This is a genomic window from Burkholderia catarinensis (assembly GCF_001883705.2).
Lineage (GTDB): Bacteria > Pseudomonadota > Gammaproteobacteria > Burkholderiales > Burkholderiaceae > Burkholderia > Burkholderia catarinensis.
In genome coordinates this window covers 250379-266846 of record NZ_MDEQ02000006.1, presented here as the reverse complement: position 1 = coordinate 266846, position 16468 = coordinate 250379, and the positions used below count along the sequence as shown (strand labels likewise).

Annotated in this window: 16 protein-coding genes and 1 pseudogene; 8 read left to right on the top strand and 9 right to left on the bottom strand. The window is 66.3% G+C overall.

Annotation, left to right across the window (positions count from 1 at the left end):
* The first annotated feature begins 166 nt into the window (after positions 1 to 166).
* On the top strand, positions 167 to 898 hold the full coding sequence (locus BFF94_RS12235) for a ribonuclease T2 (RefSeq protein WP_128845961.1): 732 nt from the start codon (positions 167 to 169) through the stop codon (positions 896 to 898).
* A gap of 43 nt (positions 899 to 941) precedes the next feature.
* Here the strand turns inward: BFF94_RS12235 and BFF94_RS12230 are convergent, their stop codons facing one another.
* Positions 942 to 2402, bottom strand: a complete 1461-nt coding sequence (locus BFF94_RS12230; RefSeq protein ID WP_128845964.1) for a fatty acid desaturase — start codon at positions 2400 to 2402, stop codon at positions 942 to 944.
* Positions 2403 to 2463: 61 nt separating this feature from the next.
* Here BFF94_RS12230 and BFF94_RS12225 point away from each other — a divergent pair, with 61 nt between their 5' ends.
* Positions 2464 to 3174, top strand: coding sequence for a hypothetical protein (locus tag BFF94_RS12225; RefSeq protein ID WP_128845967.1), 711 nt, complete (start codon positions 2464 to 2466; stop codon positions 3172 to 3174).
* Positions 3175 to 3183: 9 nt separating this feature from the next.
* Positions 3184 to 4299: a hypothetical protein gene (locus BFF94_RS12220; protein ID WP_128845969.1), complete on the top strand. Its 1116-nt coding sequence runs from the start codon at positions 3184 to 3186 to the stop codon at positions 4297 to 4299.
* Here the strand turns inward: BFF94_RS12220 and BFF94_RS12215 are convergent.
* The gene (locus BFF94_RS12215) at positions 4287 to 5186 is read right to left on the bottom strand and encodes a hypothetical protein (RefSeq protein WP_219139382.1); all 900 of its coding nucleotides are present in this window, start codon (positions 5184 to 5186) and stop codon (positions 4287 to 4289) included. The genes BFF94_RS12220 and BFF94_RS12215 overlap by 13 nt on opposite strands.
* Positions 5183 to 6070: a metal-dependent hydrolase gene (locus tag BFF94_RS12210; protein ID WP_128845971.1), complete on the bottom strand. Its 888-nt coding sequence runs from the start codon at positions 6068 to 6070 to the stop codon at positions 5183 to 5185. The genes BFF94_RS12215 and BFF94_RS12210 overlap by 4 nt, the downstream gene beginning before the upstream one ends.
* Positions 6071 to 6175: 105 nt before the next feature.
* Between BFF94_RS12210 and BFF94_RS12205 the strand changes: the two genes are divergently transcribed.
* The 3 genes from BFF94_RS12205 to BFF94_RS12195 are packed head-to-tail and all read left to right on the top strand — an operon-like array spanning position 6176 to position 9853.
* Positions 6176 to 7114 (top strand): fatty acid desaturase, encoded by a 939-nt coding sequence (locus tag BFF94_RS12205; protein WP_128845974.1) that lies wholly within the window; start codon positions 6176 to 6178, stop codon positions 7112 to 7114.
* Positions 7114 to 8712 carry a GH3 family acyl-acid amido synthetase gene (locus tag BFF94_RS12200; protein WP_219139381.1) on the top strand — a complete coding sequence of 533 codons (1599 nt, stop codon included), beginning with the start codon at positions 7114 to 7116 and terminating at the stop codon, positions 8710 to 8712. Before BFF94_RS12205 ends, BFF94_RS12200 begins: the two co-directional genes overlap by 1 nt.
* A 13-nt stretch (positions 8713 to 8725) precedes the next feature.
* Complete coding sequence (locus tag BFF94_RS12195; protein ID WP_246637283.1) at positions 8726 to 9853, top strand: Rieske 2Fe-2S domain-containing protein; 1128 nt, start codon at positions 8726 to 8728, stop codon at positions 9851 to 9853.
* A gap of 33 nt (positions 9854 to 9886) precedes the next feature.
* Here the strand turns inward: BFF94_RS12195 and BFF94_RS12190 are convergent, their stop codons facing one another.
* The 5 genes from BFF94_RS12190 to BFF94_RS12170 all read right to left on the bottom strand — a co-directional run bounded on the left by BFF94_RS12190 (position 9887) and on the right by BFF94_RS12170 (position 13882).
* Positions 9887 to 10840: a fatty acid desaturase family protein gene (locus tag BFF94_RS12190; protein ID WP_128845978.1), complete on the bottom strand. Its 954-nt coding sequence runs from the start codon at positions 10838 to 10840 to the stop codon at positions 9887 to 9889.
* An 88-nt stretch (positions 10841 to 10928) separates the two neighbouring features.
* Entirely contained in the window at positions 10929 to 11183 is a 255-nt protein-coding gene (locus BFF94_RS12185) for an aromatic-ring hydroxylase C-terminal domain-containing protein (RefSeq protein ID WP_201260427.1), read from the bottom strand.
* Positions 11184 to 11262: 79 nt separating this feature from the next.
* Positions 11263 to 11898, bottom strand: a complete 636-nt coding sequence (locus tag BFF94_RS12180) for a cysteine hydrolase family protein (protein WP_128845981.1) — start codon at positions 11896 to 11898, stop codon at positions 11263 to 11265.
* A 419-nt stretch (positions 11899 to 12317) separates the two neighbouring features.
* Complete coding sequence (locus tag BFF94_RS12175) at positions 12318 to 13520, bottom strand: MFS transporter (RefSeq protein WP_128845983.1); 1203 nt, start codon at positions 13518 to 13520, stop codon at positions 12318 to 12320.
* On the bottom strand, positions 13517 to 13882 hold the full coding sequence (locus BFF94_RS12170) for a RidA family protein (RefSeq protein ID WP_128845985.1): 366 nt from the start codon (positions 13880 to 13882) through the stop codon (positions 13517 to 13519). The genes BFF94_RS12175 and BFF94_RS12170 overlap by 4 nt, the downstream gene beginning before the upstream one ends.
* Positions 13883 to 14015: 133 nt before the next feature.
* Between BFF94_RS12170 and BFF94_RS12165 the strand changes: the two genes are divergently transcribed.
* Together BFF94_RS12165 and BFF94_RS12160 are read left to right on the top strand one after the other, a co-directional pair.
* A complete protein-coding gene (locus BFF94_RS12165; protein ID WP_128845988.1) occupies positions 14016 to 14831 on the top strand; it encodes a TrmB family transcriptional regulator in 816 nt (271 codons plus the stop codon).
* Positions 14832 to 15125: 294 nt separating this feature from the next.
* Positions 15126 to 15545, top strand: a pseudogene (locus BFF94_RS12160) (SRPBCC family protein); the annotation flags it as partial.
* Between the two features lie 237 nt (positions 15546 to 15782).
* On the opposite strand, the gene BFF94_RS12155 reads toward BFF94_RS12160, so the two are convergent.
* Complete coding sequence (locus BFF94_RS12155) at positions 15783 to 16358, bottom strand: TetR/AcrR family transcriptional regulator (protein ID WP_128845993.1); 576 nt, start codon at positions 16356 to 16358, stop codon at positions 15783 to 15785.
* Positions 16359 to 16468 lie beyond the last annotated feature (110 nt).

Sequence of the window (16468 nt, the reverse complement as noted above, 5' to 3'; positions counted from 1 at the left end):
GGCAGCCGTTGGTACCGGTACCGGTTGTAACGGGTTCGGCGCCGCACCGCGAATTCTTTCGTCTACCTTCACATTCGTGCCATGTTGCGTCGGCAACAATCGCGGACAGACATTCGACAATCTTGCGGCGCATCCCGCGACCGCAAGCCTTTTCCGAGGAAACGCCATGCTCAAGACGCTCGCCCGCGCCGCTGCCGCATTCGCCGTCGCTTCCGCTTCGCTGCACGCCACCGCGCAGAACAGCTACGACTACCTGTTGCTCGCCGCGTCGTGGGAGCCCGGCTTCTGCGTGTCGCACGACACACCGGAATGTACGAACCTCGCCGGCTCGTACGCGGCGACGAGCCTGTCGCTGCATGGCCTGTGGCCGAACCGCTATGACGGCAACCAGCCGTTCTACTGCGGCGTGCCGCAGAACGACATCAACCTCGACAACGCGCACCAGTGGTGCAGCATGGACGCCTACCCGATCAGCGGCGCGACCCGCAACACGCTGTCGACGTACATGCCGGGCGTCGCGTCGTGCCTCGACAAGCACGAGTGGTTCAAGCACGGCACCTGCTCGAACTCGGCATCGGCCGATGCGTACTGGAACCAGGCGTCGGGCATGATCAGCCGGCTCGGCAACACGTCGTTCAACACGTTCCTGCAGGCGAACGCGGGCAAGACGGTGACGCGCAACCAGCTGCTGTCCGCGTTCGAAGGCGCGTTCGGCAGCAATACGCGCAGCGCGGTGTCGCTGAAGTGCACGAAGACGAATGGCGTCAGCTATTTCACCGAAGCGTGGATCGCGGTGAAGACGAATGCGGCCGAGCAGTTCCCGAGCGCCGCGTCGCTCGTGACGGACGGCAATACGCAGGGCACGTGCCCGACGTCGGGCGTGTATATCGCGAAGTAAGGGGAAAGGGCGACGTGTGCGGTATCGCGCACGTCGTCGCCGGTCACGGCTTCGGCGGGATGCCCGACCACAGCAGTCTGGCCAGTTCCGGCGCGTCGAGCTGGTGCTCGTCGTCCTCGATTGCGTCGGGCAGCGCATGCCACGGCACCGCCGGATTCCGGTGATGCTGCAGATGCAGGTTGATGTGATACGGCCACACCAACACGCGGCCGATCCAGCCCGTTCGCCATGAATACGTCCAGTCGGCCCAGCCCGGCGTCGCATGCGGGCCGCCGCTGTGCTCGGCCATGCTGCGGATCTTCTGCAGCAGCACCGACAGCGTAAGCAGCGGCACGAACCACAGCGCCGCGACCAGCAGAATCGTCCGCGCGGAACAGGTCCATACGAGCAGCACGACGATCGCCACCCACACCGCCGCGGCCGCCTGGAACGGCCGGCCGGGCCGCGCGTTCCGCCCGCCCGCGCGCCGGAAAGCAGCCATGTTGCGCACCATGTTCAGCACGAACAGGTCGCCGAGGAACTGCCGCGCGAGCGGCCACGCATCGAGCGGCCGGAACTGCCACGGCTGGTCGTGATAGAGGAACTGGCGCTCGGGATCCTGCGCGGTGCCGAGATGGCGGTGATGCGCGAGATGCAGCGGCCGGTAGAACTCGACAGGCACGAGCCCCGGCACGCCGATCGCCACGTTGACCAGGAAGTCGTTGAGGCCGCGCCGGCGCGTGACGTGATAGTGGACCGCGTCGTGATACAGGATGAACAGCGCATGCTGCCGCGTCGCGACGACGAGCACGGCGAGCGCATACAGGTACCACGCGCCGAGCGCGACGGCCACGCGGATCGCCAAGATGATGCACGCCCATTCGAGCAACGCCACGGCTACCGTGCGCAGATCGACTGTTGCGCGCAGCAGCGTGAGCGTCACCGTGCCGGCCGCGATGCCAACCACGCTGCCCCATGCGACATCCGCAACGCGATGCTGGCCGGTGGTCAGCACCGTCGCCATCAGCAGCGCGCTCCACGCGACGAACAGCATGGCCCACCGCTGCCGCCGCGCCAGCAACACGATCGCGATGGCGACCGGCAGCGCGACGTGCCCGCTCGGCGATGCGGCGAGCGGCGAGTCGATCCGCTGCAGCCACGCGATCCAGCCTCGTTCGGCAGCCGGCCATACCACAGCGGTCGGATGCAGCAGATGACTCACGAGGCAAAATCCGGCCGCGAGCGCACCGGCGAAGAATGCCGGCAGCAGCCATGCGCGGCCGCGCCCGAGCCAGACGAGCGCGGGCATTGCGAACAGGTAGCTGAGGTAAAGCGGTACGGTGCCGGGCAGCAGCGGAATCGCGCGATCGAGCGCGCTCGCCGGAATGACCGTGACGGGCCCGAGCGGCAGGTGCGAGACGAAGGAGTAGGACACGCCCGTCACGACGAGATAGGCGGCGAGCAGCAGCCATGGCCGGGCGATTGGCGTGTCGTTCGCATCCTGGCGGGAAACGGCGTTGGACATGGCGGGAGCGGGCGGGTAACGGGCTATCATAGCAAGCTGTTCAGTCTTGCAGGAGTACCCGATGGAGTTGCGTGCCACCGCCGTCGAATGTGCGGCCCTGGGCCAGGACGACATCGAACGGATGTTCTCGTTGTATGCGGCGTCCTATTGCGACACGGGCCGCGCGCAGTTCGACCGCGACCTCGGCGACAAGACGCACTGCATTGTGCTGCGCGACGGCGGCGGCGCGATCCAGGGCTTTTCGACGCTCAAGCAGTACGATGCGCACTGGCGCGACGCGCCGATCCGCGTGATCTTTTCCGGCGATACGATCATCGACCCCGCGCACTGGGGCACGCAGCATCTCGCGTTTGCGTGGATTCGTCATGCGGGCGATGTGTGGCGGCAGGCGCCGGCCGTGCCGCTGTACTGGTTCCTGATCTGCAAGGGGCATCGCACCTATCGCTACCTGCGCGCGTTCGCGCGCGACTACACGCCGCGCGTCGACTACGTCACCGCCCCCGCGACGCAGGACCTGATGGATTACCTGGCCGCCAGCCGTTACGGGCACGCGTACGATCCCGCCACAGGCATCCTGTCGTTCGGCACGCCGCAGGGCCGGCTCACGCCGACGCTCGCGGAAGTGCCGGTCGCGCACCGGCGGCTGGCCGACGTCGACTACTTCCTCGCGCGCAACCCCGGCTTTGCACGCGGCGACGAGCTCGTGTGCCTGTGCGAACTGTCGGCGTCGAACCTGCGGCCGCTCGCGCGCCGGCTGTTCGACGGCGCGTGAGCGGTGCACATGCGGATCCGTCTCGCACAACCGGCCGACAACGCGCGCATCCTCGATTTCCAGGCGCGCCACGCGATGCAGGGCAGCCTGCCGCTGCGCTTCGACCGCGCGCCCGATTACTTCGCGCTGCATCGCTGCCACGCGCAGCATCATGAGGTGTGGCTCGCGGAGGGCGAGCAGGCGTCGCTGAAGGGGCTCGCGAGCCTCGTCGTGCGTGACGGCTATCTCGGCGAACGTGCGCAGCCGGTCGCCTATCTCGGCGATCTGCGCGTGATGCCCGACCGGCGTCTGTCGCGCGAGTGGACCGATTCGGTGCGCGAACGTTTCGCGACGCTGCGTGCGGAAGCCGGCGTGCACCATGCGTATTGCTGCATGATCCGCGACAACCGGCTCGCGGTGCAGTCGCTTGCGCGGTCGCGGCGCGAGAACCGGCTGCGTTTCTCGCACTGGCACGGCTACGAGAACGTGTCGATCTACGCGCAGCGCGGGCTGTCGTCCGCGCCGCGCGGCGTGCCTGGCATCCGGATCGTCGACGCACAGCTGCATCACACGGACGCGCTGCGCGCGTTTCTCGATGCCGAGTCGCGCCGCCAGCCGTTCGGCGGCGTGTTCTCGGCGGACGAGTTTGCGCGCCGGCTCGACACGTGGCCGACGTTCGGCATCGGTTCATTCCTGCTCGCGCTCGATGCGCGCGGCAACCTGCTCGGCTGCGTTGCGCCGTGGGATGCGGGCGACATCAAGCGGATCGTGCTCGAACGGCTGCCGTTGCCGCTGCAGACGATCCGCGTCGCGTTCAACGCGCTCGCGCCCGTGTTGCGCCGCCCGCGTATCGCGGCGCCCGGCGAGCCGCTGCGCGACGTCTACCTGACGCACCTGCAGGTGCGCGACCGCGATCCGTCCGTATTCGCGGCGCTGCTCGATGCCGCATGGTTGCGCGTACGCAGTCGTTATGCGCTGATGCAGCTGTGCCTGTACGACGGCGATTCGCTATGGCCGGCGCTCGCGCGCTATTACGCGGCACGTACGCCGATGGATCTCTATACGCTGTCGACCGACGCGCCGGCCGAGCCGATCGACGGCCTGCTGGCCGGCCGCGTCCCGGGGTTCGAGATTTACCTGGTCTGACCGCGCGTGACGTGCAGCAGGTCGGCGAACGCGAGCCAGAAGCGGCCGGCGTCGAAGCCGAGCCCGCCGAGTACGGGCTGGCCGTGATCGAGTCGCGGCAGGCAGACCTGCGGGATGCCGGCCATCACCTGGTGTTCGAGATAGAACTGCCCGTCATGCGCGCAGCCGGGACGATGGCCGTTCAGCCGCCCATGATGCGAATCGAAGCGCGTGGATGCTTCGACGGACCAGCTCACGCCGTGCACGAGATGCAGATCGCGCGGCAGTGCCGCGAGCATCGCGCCGACACGCGGGTCGCGCCGGCTGCTGATGTCGCGCGTGCCGGCATCCGCCCAGCGCGTGCGCAACATGCGGCGTGCGATGCGGTCGGGCCACGGCGTGGCCACGTGCGGCGGCGCGCCGTGGCGGAAGATCGTATCGACGATCGCGGACGGGCCGCACGGCGGCTGCACGAGCGCGATTCCCGTGCAACGCGCGGCCAGCACCGGATTGCCGACGAGCGCGGCGAGCGTGTCGATGCCGCCCTTGCTGTGCGCGAGCGCGACAAATTCGCCGCCGGCCGGCAGATGCGCGCGCAGGTATGCGCCGATATGCGCACCTTGATCGAACACGCCGCGCGCGGAGCGCACGGGCACGGTCAGGACACGATAGCCGGCCGCGCCGAGCGTCTGCCGTGCGCCGCGATTGCAGCCGGGCAGCCATTCGGAGTAAAGGCCGGCGACGAACACGACGGTTGTCGTCAGCGGCAGGCGGGCGGTGCGTCGCGTCCAGCCACCGACGAACGCGTCGGTCAGGTCGAGGTTCGGGGCGGCCCGTGCGAACGGTGTCGCCGGATAGTGGTGGCGCCAGTCGTCGAATCCGTCGGGTGTCCACGGCGCGCGCGTCATGCGTGCGACTCCGGTTCGCGTTCGGCGGTGGCCAGATACGGTTCGAGCGCGGCGCGGGCCGTACGCAGCGCCGCGTCGCTATCGAGGCGATCGGGATGGAAACGCGGCGAGAACCAGAACAGCCACATCGGCATCACGCGCGTGAAGATCCCCGGCGCGATGAACAGCCAGCGCAGCAGTTGCAGCCAGCCGCGCAGGTTCCACGTCTGCCCGTCGACCGCGACGAGGCGGTGCACGAAATAGACCAGGTCGATCACGAAGTAGACGGAGATCCCGAGCATCGCCGCGCAGCGCACGACATAGCGTCGCGCCGCGTTCGGCATGGCTGCGGCAAACACGTCGAACGCGACGGTCTTGTGTTCGGTTTCCTCGATCGCATGCCAGCGCCACACGGCCGCCATCGTCGGATTGGCGCCGTCGAGGATCGCCGGGTCGCTCAGCAGGCGGTGCGCGAGGATCGTCGTGTAGTGCTCGAGGCACGCCGTCAGTGCGAGCCGCGTGACGGGCGATACCTGCCGCGCGGCATTGCGCTGGCGCTTTTCGAGCAGCGCTTCGAGCGCGTCGACCGGCACGCGCTGCGACGCGAGGCGCGCGTTGTAGAGCCGGTGCACGCGGATATGCGATGCTTCCTGCCGCACGAACGCATCGACATCGGCCGCGAGCGCCGCATCGCCGCCGACATGGTCGCGAAACGGCTGCACGCTTTCGATGAAGAAGCGCTCGCCGAGCGGGAACATCACGGAAAACGCGTCGAAGAAACGCGTGACATGGCAGGTGCCGCGATACCAGAAGCGTGGAATGCGCCCGTCGATCGCGAAGCGCACATCGCGCGACGGCATGCGCGACGCGGTGCTCGCGGCGGGCGCGCGGCGAAACGGCCGCATGCTAGTTCGGCCCCGTCATGAGCGGGGTGCGGGCCGTTACCGGCGGCTGACGCATCTGTTGTATTCTCCCGTGCAAACAACCACCATTTCGAGCCATTCCGAGCCATGAACCGACCGAGCGCGCAAGCCGCTGCGGCGCAAACCCGACGTTACGATCGCACCAACCTGCTGGTGCTCGCGCTGCAGAGCATCGTGTGGGCCGGCACGCTTGCATGGCTGTCGCATACCGGCGCCGGCGCGATCAAGTGGCTCGTGCTCGTGCCGTTCTGCCTCGTGATGCAGGGCGTATTCTCGATGATGCACGAATCCTTTCACGGGTTCGGGCATCGTCGGCCGATCGCGAATTATATGATGATGTGGTGGGCGTCCACGATGTTCGGCACGGCCGCGACGCTCATTCACGTGAACCATCTCGGCCATCACGTGCGCAACCGCACGCGCGCCGAGCGCGCGGATTTCGCGACCGCGGACGAATCGCTGCTGCGCAAGCGGATCGAATACTACGCGGCGATCCTCGGCGGCATCTGGCTCGGCAGTTTCATCGGCAGCTTCGTGCTGGCACTGGTGCCCGGCCGCACGATGCAGCGGCTCGCCGCGCGCGGCGACGACAACACCTATGCGGCTGCTTTCAAGGAATTCACGACGGCCGACTTCCGCCGCATCCGCTACGAAACGCTCGCCGCAGTCGGCGCGTGGCTGCTGGCCGGCTGGCTGCTCGACTGGTCGGTGTCGGCAGTATTGGCCGCGTATGTCGCGTTCGCGTTCTCGTGGTCGTCGCTGCAATGGGTGTACCACATGCGTACGCCGCTCGACGTCGTCGAGGGCACGTACAACATGCGCGCACCGGCACCCGTGCGCTGGCTGTTGCTGAACTTCAACTACAACCTGACGCATCATCGTCGGCCCGCGCTGCGCTGGCAGGATATGCACGCGGCGTCGGACCTGCGCGAGACGCGGCCGCTGTGGTACGGCTGGCTCACGATTTTCGTGCCGCCGCGCCGTCTGCCCGACGATCTCGCGCAACTCGACAAGACCTATTTCTGATGGACGCTTCCGCCCGCAGCCCGGCCGCCGCATGGCGCGCGTTCGCGTGCGCCGCGCAGCCGGACGTCGATCGCTGGCAGGCCGGCCTCGAAGCGCCGGGCGATGCGCAGGCGCGGCGGCTGATGGCGCTGCTCGCCGCGAACCGCGACACGGCGTTCGGCCGCCGGTTCGGCTTCGACCGGATCGACAGCCCCGCGCAGTTTCGCGAGCGGGTGCCCGTGCAGGCGGCCGCCGATTTCCTGCCATGGCTCGATCGCGTGTCGCACGAACAGGAACCGGTGCTGACCGCCGAGCGCCCGCTGTTCCTCGAACGGACGAGCGGCAGCACCGCGCGCCAGAAGCTGATTCCGTACACGCCCGCGTTCCTGCGCGAACTGCAGGCCGCGATGATCGTGTGGCTGGCCGACATGGTTCGCGCGTGTCCCGCGCTCGGCGAAGGGCGCGCGTACTGGTCGATGTCGCCGCCGCTGCAGGCGCCCGGCGTCGCGCCGAACGGGATTCCGGTCGGGTCGGCGAGCGATCTCGATTACCTCGGCGATAGCAGCGCGGCCGCACTCGCGTCGACGCTGCTCGTGCCGCCGCTGACCGGCGACGCGTCGACGTGGCGGCGCGAGACCCTGCGCACGCTCGTTGCCGACGAAACACTCGCGTTCATCAGCGTGTGGAGCCCGACGTTCCTGACGAGCGTGCTGCGTCCGCTGTTCGATCGCGACGATGCCGACGGCGCGCGCGATCTCGCGTGGGTCGACGCGTCGCTGCCGGCCGATCGTCGCGCTGCGTTGCGTCGAGCGATCGCGGACGCCGATTGCCGTGCGCTGTGGCCGCGTCTGGCCGCCGTGAGCTGCTGGCTGGACGGCCCGAGCCGGCATTACGCCGACGCGTTGCGCGTGCGGTTCCCGAACGTGCAATGGTTGCCGAAGGGGCTGTTCGCGACCGAAGGCGTTGCCAGCATTCCATTCGGCGCGGGCGACGGCTGCCCGCTCGCGATCGGCAGCCACTACCTCGAATTCGTGCGCGACGACGGCAGCGTGTGCGGTGCCGAAGCGCTGCGACCGGGTGACGACGTACAGGTGTTGTTGACCACGGGCGGCGGGCTATATCGCTATGCACTCGGCGATCGCGTGCGCGTGGTCGGCATGACCGAACGCACGCCGCGCATTGCATTCGTCGGGCGTGCGGCGGCGAGCGTCGATCTCGTCGGCGAGAAGCTCGACGAACGGATCGCGGCCGATGCGCTGAACCGCGCGCGCGGGCAGCACGGCGAAGTCAGTGCGTGCATCGTGCCATGCGCGGTGCGAGAAGGGCTGCCGCACTACGTGTTGTGCGTCGCCGGTGACATCGGCGACGACGCAGCCGACACGATGCGCGCAGCCGTCGAAGCCGAACTGGCGCAGGCGTTCCACTACGCGCATGCATGCCGCCTCGGCCAGCTCGGCCCGCTGCGCGTGCGACGGCTGGGCCGATCGCCGGCGCGGCTCGGCGATCTGCTGCAGCATGCGGCCGAACGGGCCGGCATTCGCGCGGGCGACGTGAAGCCGTGTGCGCTCGTGACGCGGCTGCCGATGGCGGACGCGCTGCTGGCGATGACGGATGAATGACGCGATGAACGACATGAACGAACCACGCGGATGCGGGCACGATTGCCCATCGCGGGATGCGGCACATGCGCATGAACCCGCGCCGCCGGCCGACGGCCTTCACGAGCAATGGTTTGTCGCGTGCACCGAGCGCGAACTCCCGCGCGACAAGCCGCTCGGCGTCCGGATTCTCGGCACCGGCATCGCGCTGTTCCGGCAGCGCGACGGCCGGATCGCCGCGCTGATCGACCAGTGCGTGCATCGCGGCACGCGTCTGTCGGCCGGCAAGGTCGACAGCGACACGCTCGTGTGCCCGTATCACGGCTGGCGTTACGACGGCGAAGGGCAGGTCGTCCATGTACCGAGCATCGACGGCACGCGGCCGACCGGCATGCCCGGCCGCTATCCGTTCCGGCAGCGCACGTTGCCCGTGCAATTGCTCGACGGGCTCGTGTGGGTGTATCTCGGCGCCGGCGACCCGTCGGCGCGCGCGATCTTCCGGATGCCGTTCCGCGACGTCGCGCCGTGGCAGTCGTACACCATGGTCAACACGTTCGACGGCGACATCGCGATGCTCGCGCAGAACTTCATGGACGTGCCGCATACGGTATTCGTGCACGACGGAATCTTTCGCAGCAGCCGCGGCCAGGCGATGGAAGCGACGGTCGCGGCGACGCCGGACAGCGTCGCCGTCACGTACCACGACGGCGGCGACAAGATCGGCTTCTGCCTGGACTGGCTCACGAACCCCGATCGCGTGCCGCTCGCACACGTCGACCGCTTCATCGCGCCGAACGTGACGCGCTGCGACTACCTGTGGGGCGAGCGTTCCGGGTTCCTGATCGTCAGCCAGATCACGCCGATCGATGCGCGCCGTTCGCGCGTCTACACGTACATCGCGTATCGATTCCGGCTGCCGCGCCCGGTGCTGCGCGCGCTGCGGCCGCTGCTGAACCTGTACACGCACCTCGTGATCCGGCAGGACGTGCGGATCATGCGCGCGCACCGCCAGGGGCTCGACAACGCGCCGGGCTTTCGCCCGCACAACGTGCGCGCCGACATCGTGCATGTCGCAATCGACCGGCTGCTCGACGCGGTGAAGCGCGGCGAGCCGCTGCCGGCCGAACAGTGCGGCGAGAAGGTGATGCGGTTCGAGCTATAGGCGCCGCATGGGGCGCAGCGCGTGGAAGGGCGTCTAGCGCGCAGGGCTGGTCACGTCGGACCGCGGCGGCGCGAATGCGGTGCCGTCGGTCAGGTGGCGATGCACGGCCGGCAGATGCTCGAGCGCGAGCGCCGGATACGCGTGATGCACCTGGTGATAGCCGATGTTGCGCGGATACAGCACGAGCTTGCCGATCCAGCCGAACGTCATCGTGCGCGTCATCCGCCAGATCGATTCCGGCGAGCGTTCGCCGATCTCCACGTGATCGTGTTCGAGCAGCACGCGGTTCGCGTTCATGATGCCGCCGACGATCCACGGCAGTCCGTAGTACGTGAAGAACGGCAGATTCCAGTGCACGACGGCCGCGATCGCGAGCAGATAGCCCGCGCAATGCGGCAGGTCGGCGCGCGCGCACGCGATGACTTCGGGGTGACGGCGCAAATCCTGGCGCGAGCGGTCCTGCATGAAGCCGCGCGCGTACCACGGCCGGAACGCGGGCCACGCGAGCGCGAGCGGCGCCATCAGCGCGCGCAGCGGCCACCAGACCGGCAGCAGCGCGCCGCGCAGCATCATCGCGCGTTGCACCCAGCCGCCGCGCGCGGCGAGCGGGTGCAGATACGGATCCTCGGCGGAGCCGACTGCACGGTGATGGCGCAGGTGGTGATAGCGCATCGCGGCGATCGACGAACCGATGGTCCAGCCGGCGAGCGCGTCGACGAGCGCGAGCGGCAGCGTCATGCGCCGCACGGGAAGATGGCACGCGTCGTGCAAAATTACGCCGAATGCCTGCAGCCGGCCCGCGATCAGCAGCACGGCCGCGCCATAGACGAACGGATTCGGCACGAAGCGGATCGCCGCCCAGCACAGCACGATGCCGAGCCAGTCGACGCACGCATAGCGCACGAGCCGCCACGGCCGCGCGCCGGCCGCGAACGGCAGTGTGCGGCTCAGTTCGGCGGGTGTCGGCAGGGTGGATGGCGTGGGCATTCGATCGTGTCGGGCGCGCCATCGACGGCGCGCATGCAGGCTTGTCGGTCGGCAATATACACCGGTTTCTTGTGACGGGCGGCTGCGGTCAATGTGCCGGGCAGCGCTCGCCGAACCATCGTGCTGCCGCGTGCGCTGCTGCGTCGACGCGCGCGTCCTCGTCACAGGCCCATGCAACGAAACCGTCGGGGCGTACGAGCACCGCGCGCAATCCCAGCCGGTCTTCCGCATCGCCCGCGACATACGCGATCCGGTCGTGCCAGCGGCTTGCCAGTGCCTGAAGCGGCTGGTCCGCATCGAAGTCCAGCAGGACGCCCTTGCCGTGCCTGACCCTGGCCGGCATCGACCTCATTCTGGCGGGGATCGGAACGGCGCGGTAAGCCGTCGTCGGGCGGAGGGTTCCGGGCGGTGCGGCTTGTCCGTTACGCCAGCAGCCGCAACGCATCCGCGAGCGACAGCACCGTCGTGCGCGATTCGAACGCGGTGGCGAACAGATGCTCGTGGACCACCGGGTCCGGGTCGTAGCAGCAATCCTTGACCGTATACAGGCGGAAATCCGCATCGCTCGCGTAGGCGATCGACGACAGCATTACGCCGGTCGACGCGATGCCTACCATGATCAGCGTATCGATACCCTGCGCGACAAGCGTTGCCTGCAGATCGGTGCCGAAGAACACGCTCGCGCGGTGCGCGACGATCAGCGGCTCGTCGGGCTGCCGGCCCAGTTCCGGCGACGGGCCGTCATCGATGAACAGGCCGAGCTGCTTGATGCCCTGGCCGTTCTTGTTGCGCGGGCTGACTTCCGGATAGCCGGGGCTGAACCGGAGATTCGCGAACCAGACGCCGACGCCGCCGGCCCGTGCCGCATCGCACAGCCGGCGCGTATTGGCGAGCAACTCGGGCGCGACCGACGGAAAGAGTCCGAGGATGTCGGTCTGGTAATGCATGACGAGCAGCGCGGTTCGTGACGGGACGATGGCGGGAATCGGCTCGGATGCGCCGCCGTCGGCGTTCGTGCGGGGTGCCATTGCGACTGTTGATGCGTTGTCCGGATTCATGCGTGACGTTCTCCAGTAACCGCTGCGAGGTGTCAGAAAATCGATCGTTCCGTATACGTCGTCAGCCACGCCAGTGCCAGCGTGCTGGAACTCCAGCAATATAAACCGACTATGTCGTCCCGGCGACGACCAAGCGGGCGAGCGCCGCGCGGCCTTCGACGGTCGGGTTCGGCCACGACGAGGCGTTCGCTGTAACCCCGCGAGCGACTGCTGACTAGCCGAGTGCGGCCGTTTGCGGTTTTCCTGTCGACCTTGGTGCGGCGACTCGGCACCCGCACACCCATGCCGAGATACTCGAAGCAAGTACAACACGGTCACGCCGGTATGCGTCGAGCGTCGACTTCGAATCGTCCGCATGCTCAAGCTCTGCGGGCGTGATTGGGCGCGCCGTACCGGTAACGTTGTTGCCGAAGTCTCCGCTATAGAGGGCTACAGGGTGATTGGCTGCGAGGTTCCAACGGGATGGTGCTAATGGACGCAGCGGTCGCTGCCGCAGTGGCCGCGATGAGGGTGATAGCGCTCCAACCAACGTTAGCTACGATTGTCCCCGCGATGGCCGTGCCGATGGCGCCAGCCGCGTAATAGAGCGTGAGGTACGCGGCGTTTAATGAGCCTGAGCGTGCCGGGTTGATGGCGACGATGCTTGCCTGGTTCGCCACCTGTGCAGCGAAGCATCCGGCATCGAAAACAGCCAGCGCAGTCGCCAACCAGGCTGGGTGGCCGAGTGCCGCAGTGAGCGAGATTGCCGAGAGCGCTGCTACTGCCAGTCCGATGAGCGTGACTGCACGGCTACCGAAACGATCCGCGAGGCGACCGGCTATGCGGGTGACGAAGAGTCCGAGGACGCCAGCAAGGCTGTAGAGCCCGATGGCTGCAGCGCTCAGACTATACGGTGGCGCAGCCAGTCGGATAGCAAGGCCGACCCAGATCAGGTTGAAGGCGAAAAACCAGAGCATGCCGGCGCAGGTACGTCGGCGTAGTTGTGCCGATTCGCGCAGTAGCAATGGAATCGTACGCAGTGTGGCGAGGTATCTGCCATGCCCGTGTGGTCGTTCTGCGGGCAGGAAAGACCGCGAGCACAGCGCGGCAAGAATCGCGAACCCGGCGAAGACGAGGAGCGCACCGCGCCATCCGCACCACCGGGTCAGAAGTCCTCCAACAAACCGACTGAGCAGGATTCCCGCCGAGATGCCAGCGGATATGGTGCCCATACTGTGTGCTCGCCTGTCGTGTCCTGCGTGTTTGCCGACGACAGCGCTGCACTGGGCCGCAACTGTCGTGGTTGCGCCAACCAGGATGAAACAACCGATTAACACGGCCGGGTTTTGTGCTGTGGCTGCGAGCACCAGCGCAAGCGCGAGTGCCCCCATCTGTCCGGGGATGAGTGCCCGTGGGCTGACCCTGTCGACCAGGGGAACCAGTAGCACCAGCCCCAGGAGGTAGCCGATCATCGTTGAAGACGCGACCGTGGTGATGAGCGTGACGGGAACGCTGAAGTCGCGTGCGACATCGGACAGTGCCGGCTGTATGGCGTAGTCGTTCGCGATGGCTCCGCCAGCGGCAATGGCGAGTACCGCGACTGCGGTACTCGACAGTCGTGCATTCCTGTCACCGGCGTTCACTTCTTCGTCCTGACCGCGACGGCTTCGACTTCGACCAGGATCGTGTCCTCCACGAAAGGCAGGGCGTGCACTAGCGAGAACGCTGGGCGGATTTCACCGTAGACCTCACCGTGAGCGCGGGCTGCGTCTTCCCAATGCTCGAAGTCCGAGACGACCAGGCGACTCTGGACAACATCGGAAAGGGAAAAACCGCTGTCGGTGAGCACTTTCTCGATGGTTGCCAGCGCATCGCGGGTCTGCGAATACACATCCGGTCCTTGGCCTGCGGTTCCCGAGATATAAATCGTGTCGTTCAGGACTACTGCCCGTGAATATCCGACCTTGGGCTCCCACGGGGAGCCCGTGCTGATGAGTTGACGCATGCTGAACCTTCCTCTCACAATGGTTTTGACTGACTAACTACTTGGGTAGTAGTTGACGATGATTGTATACTACTGAGGTAGTTAATCAAGTGCCATGGTCGTTATTCAGGTAGCCAACAGGAAAGATCAACGCATGACCGCAGACTCCGAACTGATCGCCTCCTTAACCCGTCTGGGTTTCACGCAATACGAAGCGCAGGCGTACACGGCGCTCGTCGGCCAGACTCCGATTACCGGTGCCGAGGTGGGTCGGAGGGCCGCCATGCCACCCTCGAAGGTCTACGAGACGCTGACCCGTCTTGAAGCCAGGGGGGCGGTGCTGGTCAATCGGTCCGAACCGGTCCGCTATGCGGCCGTGCCTCACGCAGCGCTGCTGGATGAATTGCGTACGCGCTTCAATGCCGATCTCGACTCGGCGGCGGCGGCGCTTGATCGCCTGCCGGTGCAGCAGGAACCCGGTCTGGTTTGGTCACTGAGCGGCAGGGAGCCCATCGTTCAGGCCTTTGCCCGCACCATCGCGAATGCGAAAGCGAGTATCTTCGCGGGCATTTGGGATGAAGAAATCGACGAGTTGGGGCCGCTGCTTGAAGCGGCAGCCGCGCGAGGGATTGACACCCATGTCGCCATCTATGGGACTAAAGCCCTGAATGGTCCCCATACGTACGACATGGCCGAATGCGGCGCCAGTGCCAGGCTGAGACTATCAGGCCGACGCTTGGCCGTGATGGTCGCCGACGACAACGATGCTGCAGTGGCAGAGTTCGGTGACCGTACGCCGGATCAAGCCACCCTCACCACTAACCCGGTTATCGCTTTGCTTGCTGTTGAGTACATCAAGGCCGACATCAGTGGGCGTCTCATGATCAATAGCATGACGCCGGCCGCGTACAGGAAACTTCTGGCCACGCCTGACATGCAGGCAATGCTTCGTCCCATCGCGAACCAATAGCTATCGACTGTCTCTTCGCAACAGATTCAATGGCCGCTGTAGTTTTCATTGGAGACGGTCAAGTTGACGTAGCGAATGGCTGGGAAGGGTGGCGGATTCAACCGGTCGATGCAAGCGCACCGGGATGAACGGCGGTTGAGGGTCGAGAACAAGCCTAAACGATGAGTAAACCTAAGCGATTGGGTAGCTGCCGCCAACTGCGTGCGTACTGCACCGACTCGATCGGTGAGTCGGGCGTCTGGTCGTCGCCAGGCAGCGGAAACGTGATCAAATCACTGCCGAGCCGTTTCGCCTGAAACTATCTGGTCCCTTCTTGTTGATCCCAAGGCATGGCCTCGTTTCTATCCAGGCGTCAAGGATGTCGAGCTGTTAGACGGACACGAGCTGTTGCAAGCCGACACGCGCTTTGAAACTAATCTGGCTGGCCAAGACGTCTTCGTGTCGGTACAGAAGTTCGACCCTATCGCCCGCATCGCCTGGGGTGGTGGTCCGAAGGCTTCGAGAGAATCCAGGGCCTATCGCGCGTGGATCATCACCCCGACACCCCGCGGCTGTCACCTCTGGACTGAAGAGACGATGCAAGGGCCGCTCTGGATCGAGTTGGCGCAGGCAGCGCCAGATATTTTCTGGCGCACCCATGAAAAGCTTCTGGAAGACATCGCGAAGGTCGCACTCAAGCTCGAAGCACAGGGCGACGCTAGAAGCCGTGAATAGACGACGGCTGTGGAGTATCTGAAAAGGAGCCCGTGGAGACGCATCATGCGATACCCGCTTTACGTTGACGCGCGGTTGAGCTGGCGCCTCCCGACTTTGCCTCCGCAGCGCCTAAGCATGCAGGCATTCATATGTCTGCAGCTTGCCTGGCCGAGCGTCGCGGGCAGCGCATCCAGTCATGTTGCGGGCTTGTGGACGCCATCCGGCGCAATGCAGACAACGATTCGTTGCACGCCGTCACGTTGCCTTCCTGGCAGCGTTGCCAGGCCGATTTGTCAGGATGGCACTCGCAATAACGTCAAAGAGATGATCGCCCCGCGGCGCGAACGAGGGTTGGTCGGCGAGCCAGCCGAGCGCCGACATCAAGGCGAACAGGTCGACCCCATCCATATCGGCGCGCGCCGTTCCCTCGGTCTGAGCGCGGAGGAGTAGTCGCGCGCCCGATTCGTGCACCGCTGCGCATGAAGCGTAAAGGGCGGAGTCCGGGTCCTCGTGGGCGCTGGCCATCAAGGCCGTGACGCCGCTATAGCTGTGAACGAATGCCACCCCTTCGCGAAACCAGGAGACGAGCGCTTCGTCTGGTGGTGACGACGTTTCGAGTTCGACTGCCTTCTGCGTCAGTGCGTCCAGATTCTCACGCAGCAATGCATCGAACAAGGCTTCCCGCGTCGGGAAATGGCGCAACAGTGTGGCCAACCCAACTTCGGCCCGGCGGGAGATATCTCGCATGGACGCATCGGCACCATGTTCGGTGACGACGTCTCGGGCAACAGCAAGAAGGTGACTGTAATTTTTTCTGGCGTCGGCTCGCATGGATTTTCTTGACAAACGGATCAGTGATCCATATATTCGAATCGGGATGTGGATCAGTGATCCATAAGATACAGCGTATTGGTGCAGATGGGAACAGATGCGCTGTCCGG

Bases quoted from the DNA above. Each gene is read 5' to 3' on its own strand.
- BFF94_RS12235 (WP_128845961.1), top strand. From the start codon at position 167: ATGCTCAAGACGCTCGCCCGCGCCGCTGCCGCATTCGCCGTCGCTTCC.
- BFF94_RS12230 (WP_128845964.1), bottom strand. From the start codon at position 2,402: ATGTCCAACGCCGTTTCCCGCCAGGATGCGAACGACACGCCAATCGCC.
- BFF94_RS12225 (WP_128845967.1), top strand. From the start codon at position 2,464: ATGGAGTTGCGTGCCACCGCCGTCGAATGTGCGGCCCTGGGCCAGGAC.
- BFF94_RS12220 (WP_128845969.1), top strand. From the start codon at position 3,184: ATGCGGATCCGTCTCGCACAACCGGCCGACAACGCGCGCATCCTCGAT.
- BFF94_RS12215 (WP_219139382.1), bottom strand. From the start codon at position 5,186: ATGACGCGCGCGCCGTGGACACCCGACGGATTCGACGACTGGCGCCAC.
- BFF94_RS12210 (WP_128845971.1), bottom strand. From the start codon at position 6,070: ATGCGGCCGTTTCGCCGCGCGCCCGCCGCGAGCACCGCGTCGCGCATG.
- BFF94_RS12205 (WP_128845974.1), top strand. From the start codon at position 6,176: ATGAACCGACCGAGCGCGCAAGCCGCTGCGGCGCAAACCCGACGTTAC.
- BFF94_RS12200 (WP_219139381.1), top strand. From the start codon at position 7,114: ATGGACGCTTCCGCCCGCAGCCCGGCCGCCGCATGGCGCGCGTTCGCG.
- BFF94_RS12195 (WP_246637283.1), top strand. From the start codon at position 8,726: ATGAACGAACCACGCGGATGCGGGCACGATTGCCCATCGCGGGATGCG.
- BFF94_RS12190 (WP_128845978.1), bottom strand. From the start codon at position 10,840: ATGCCCACGCCATCCACCCTGCCGACACCCGCCGAACTGAGCCGCACA.
- BFF94_RS12185 (WP_201260427.1), bottom strand. From the start codon at position 11,183: ATGCCGGCCAGGGTCAGGCACGGCAAGGGCGTCCTGCTGGACTTCGAT.
- BFF94_RS12180 (WP_128845981.1), bottom strand. From the start codon at position 11,898: ATGAATCCGGACAACGCATCAACAGTCGCAATGGCACCCCGCACGAAC.
- BFF94_RS12170 (WP_128845985.1), bottom strand. From the start codon at position 13,882: ATGCGTCAACTCATCAGCACGGGCTCCCCGTGGGAGCCCAAGGTCGGA.
- BFF94_RS12165 (WP_128845988.1), top strand. From the start codon at position 14,016: ATGACCGCAGACTCCGAACTGATCGCCTCCTTAACCCGTCTGGGTTTC.
- BFF94_RS12155 (WP_128845993.1), bottom strand. From the start codon at position 16,358: ATGCGAGCCGACGCCAGAAAAAATTACAGTCACCTTCTTGCTGTTGCC.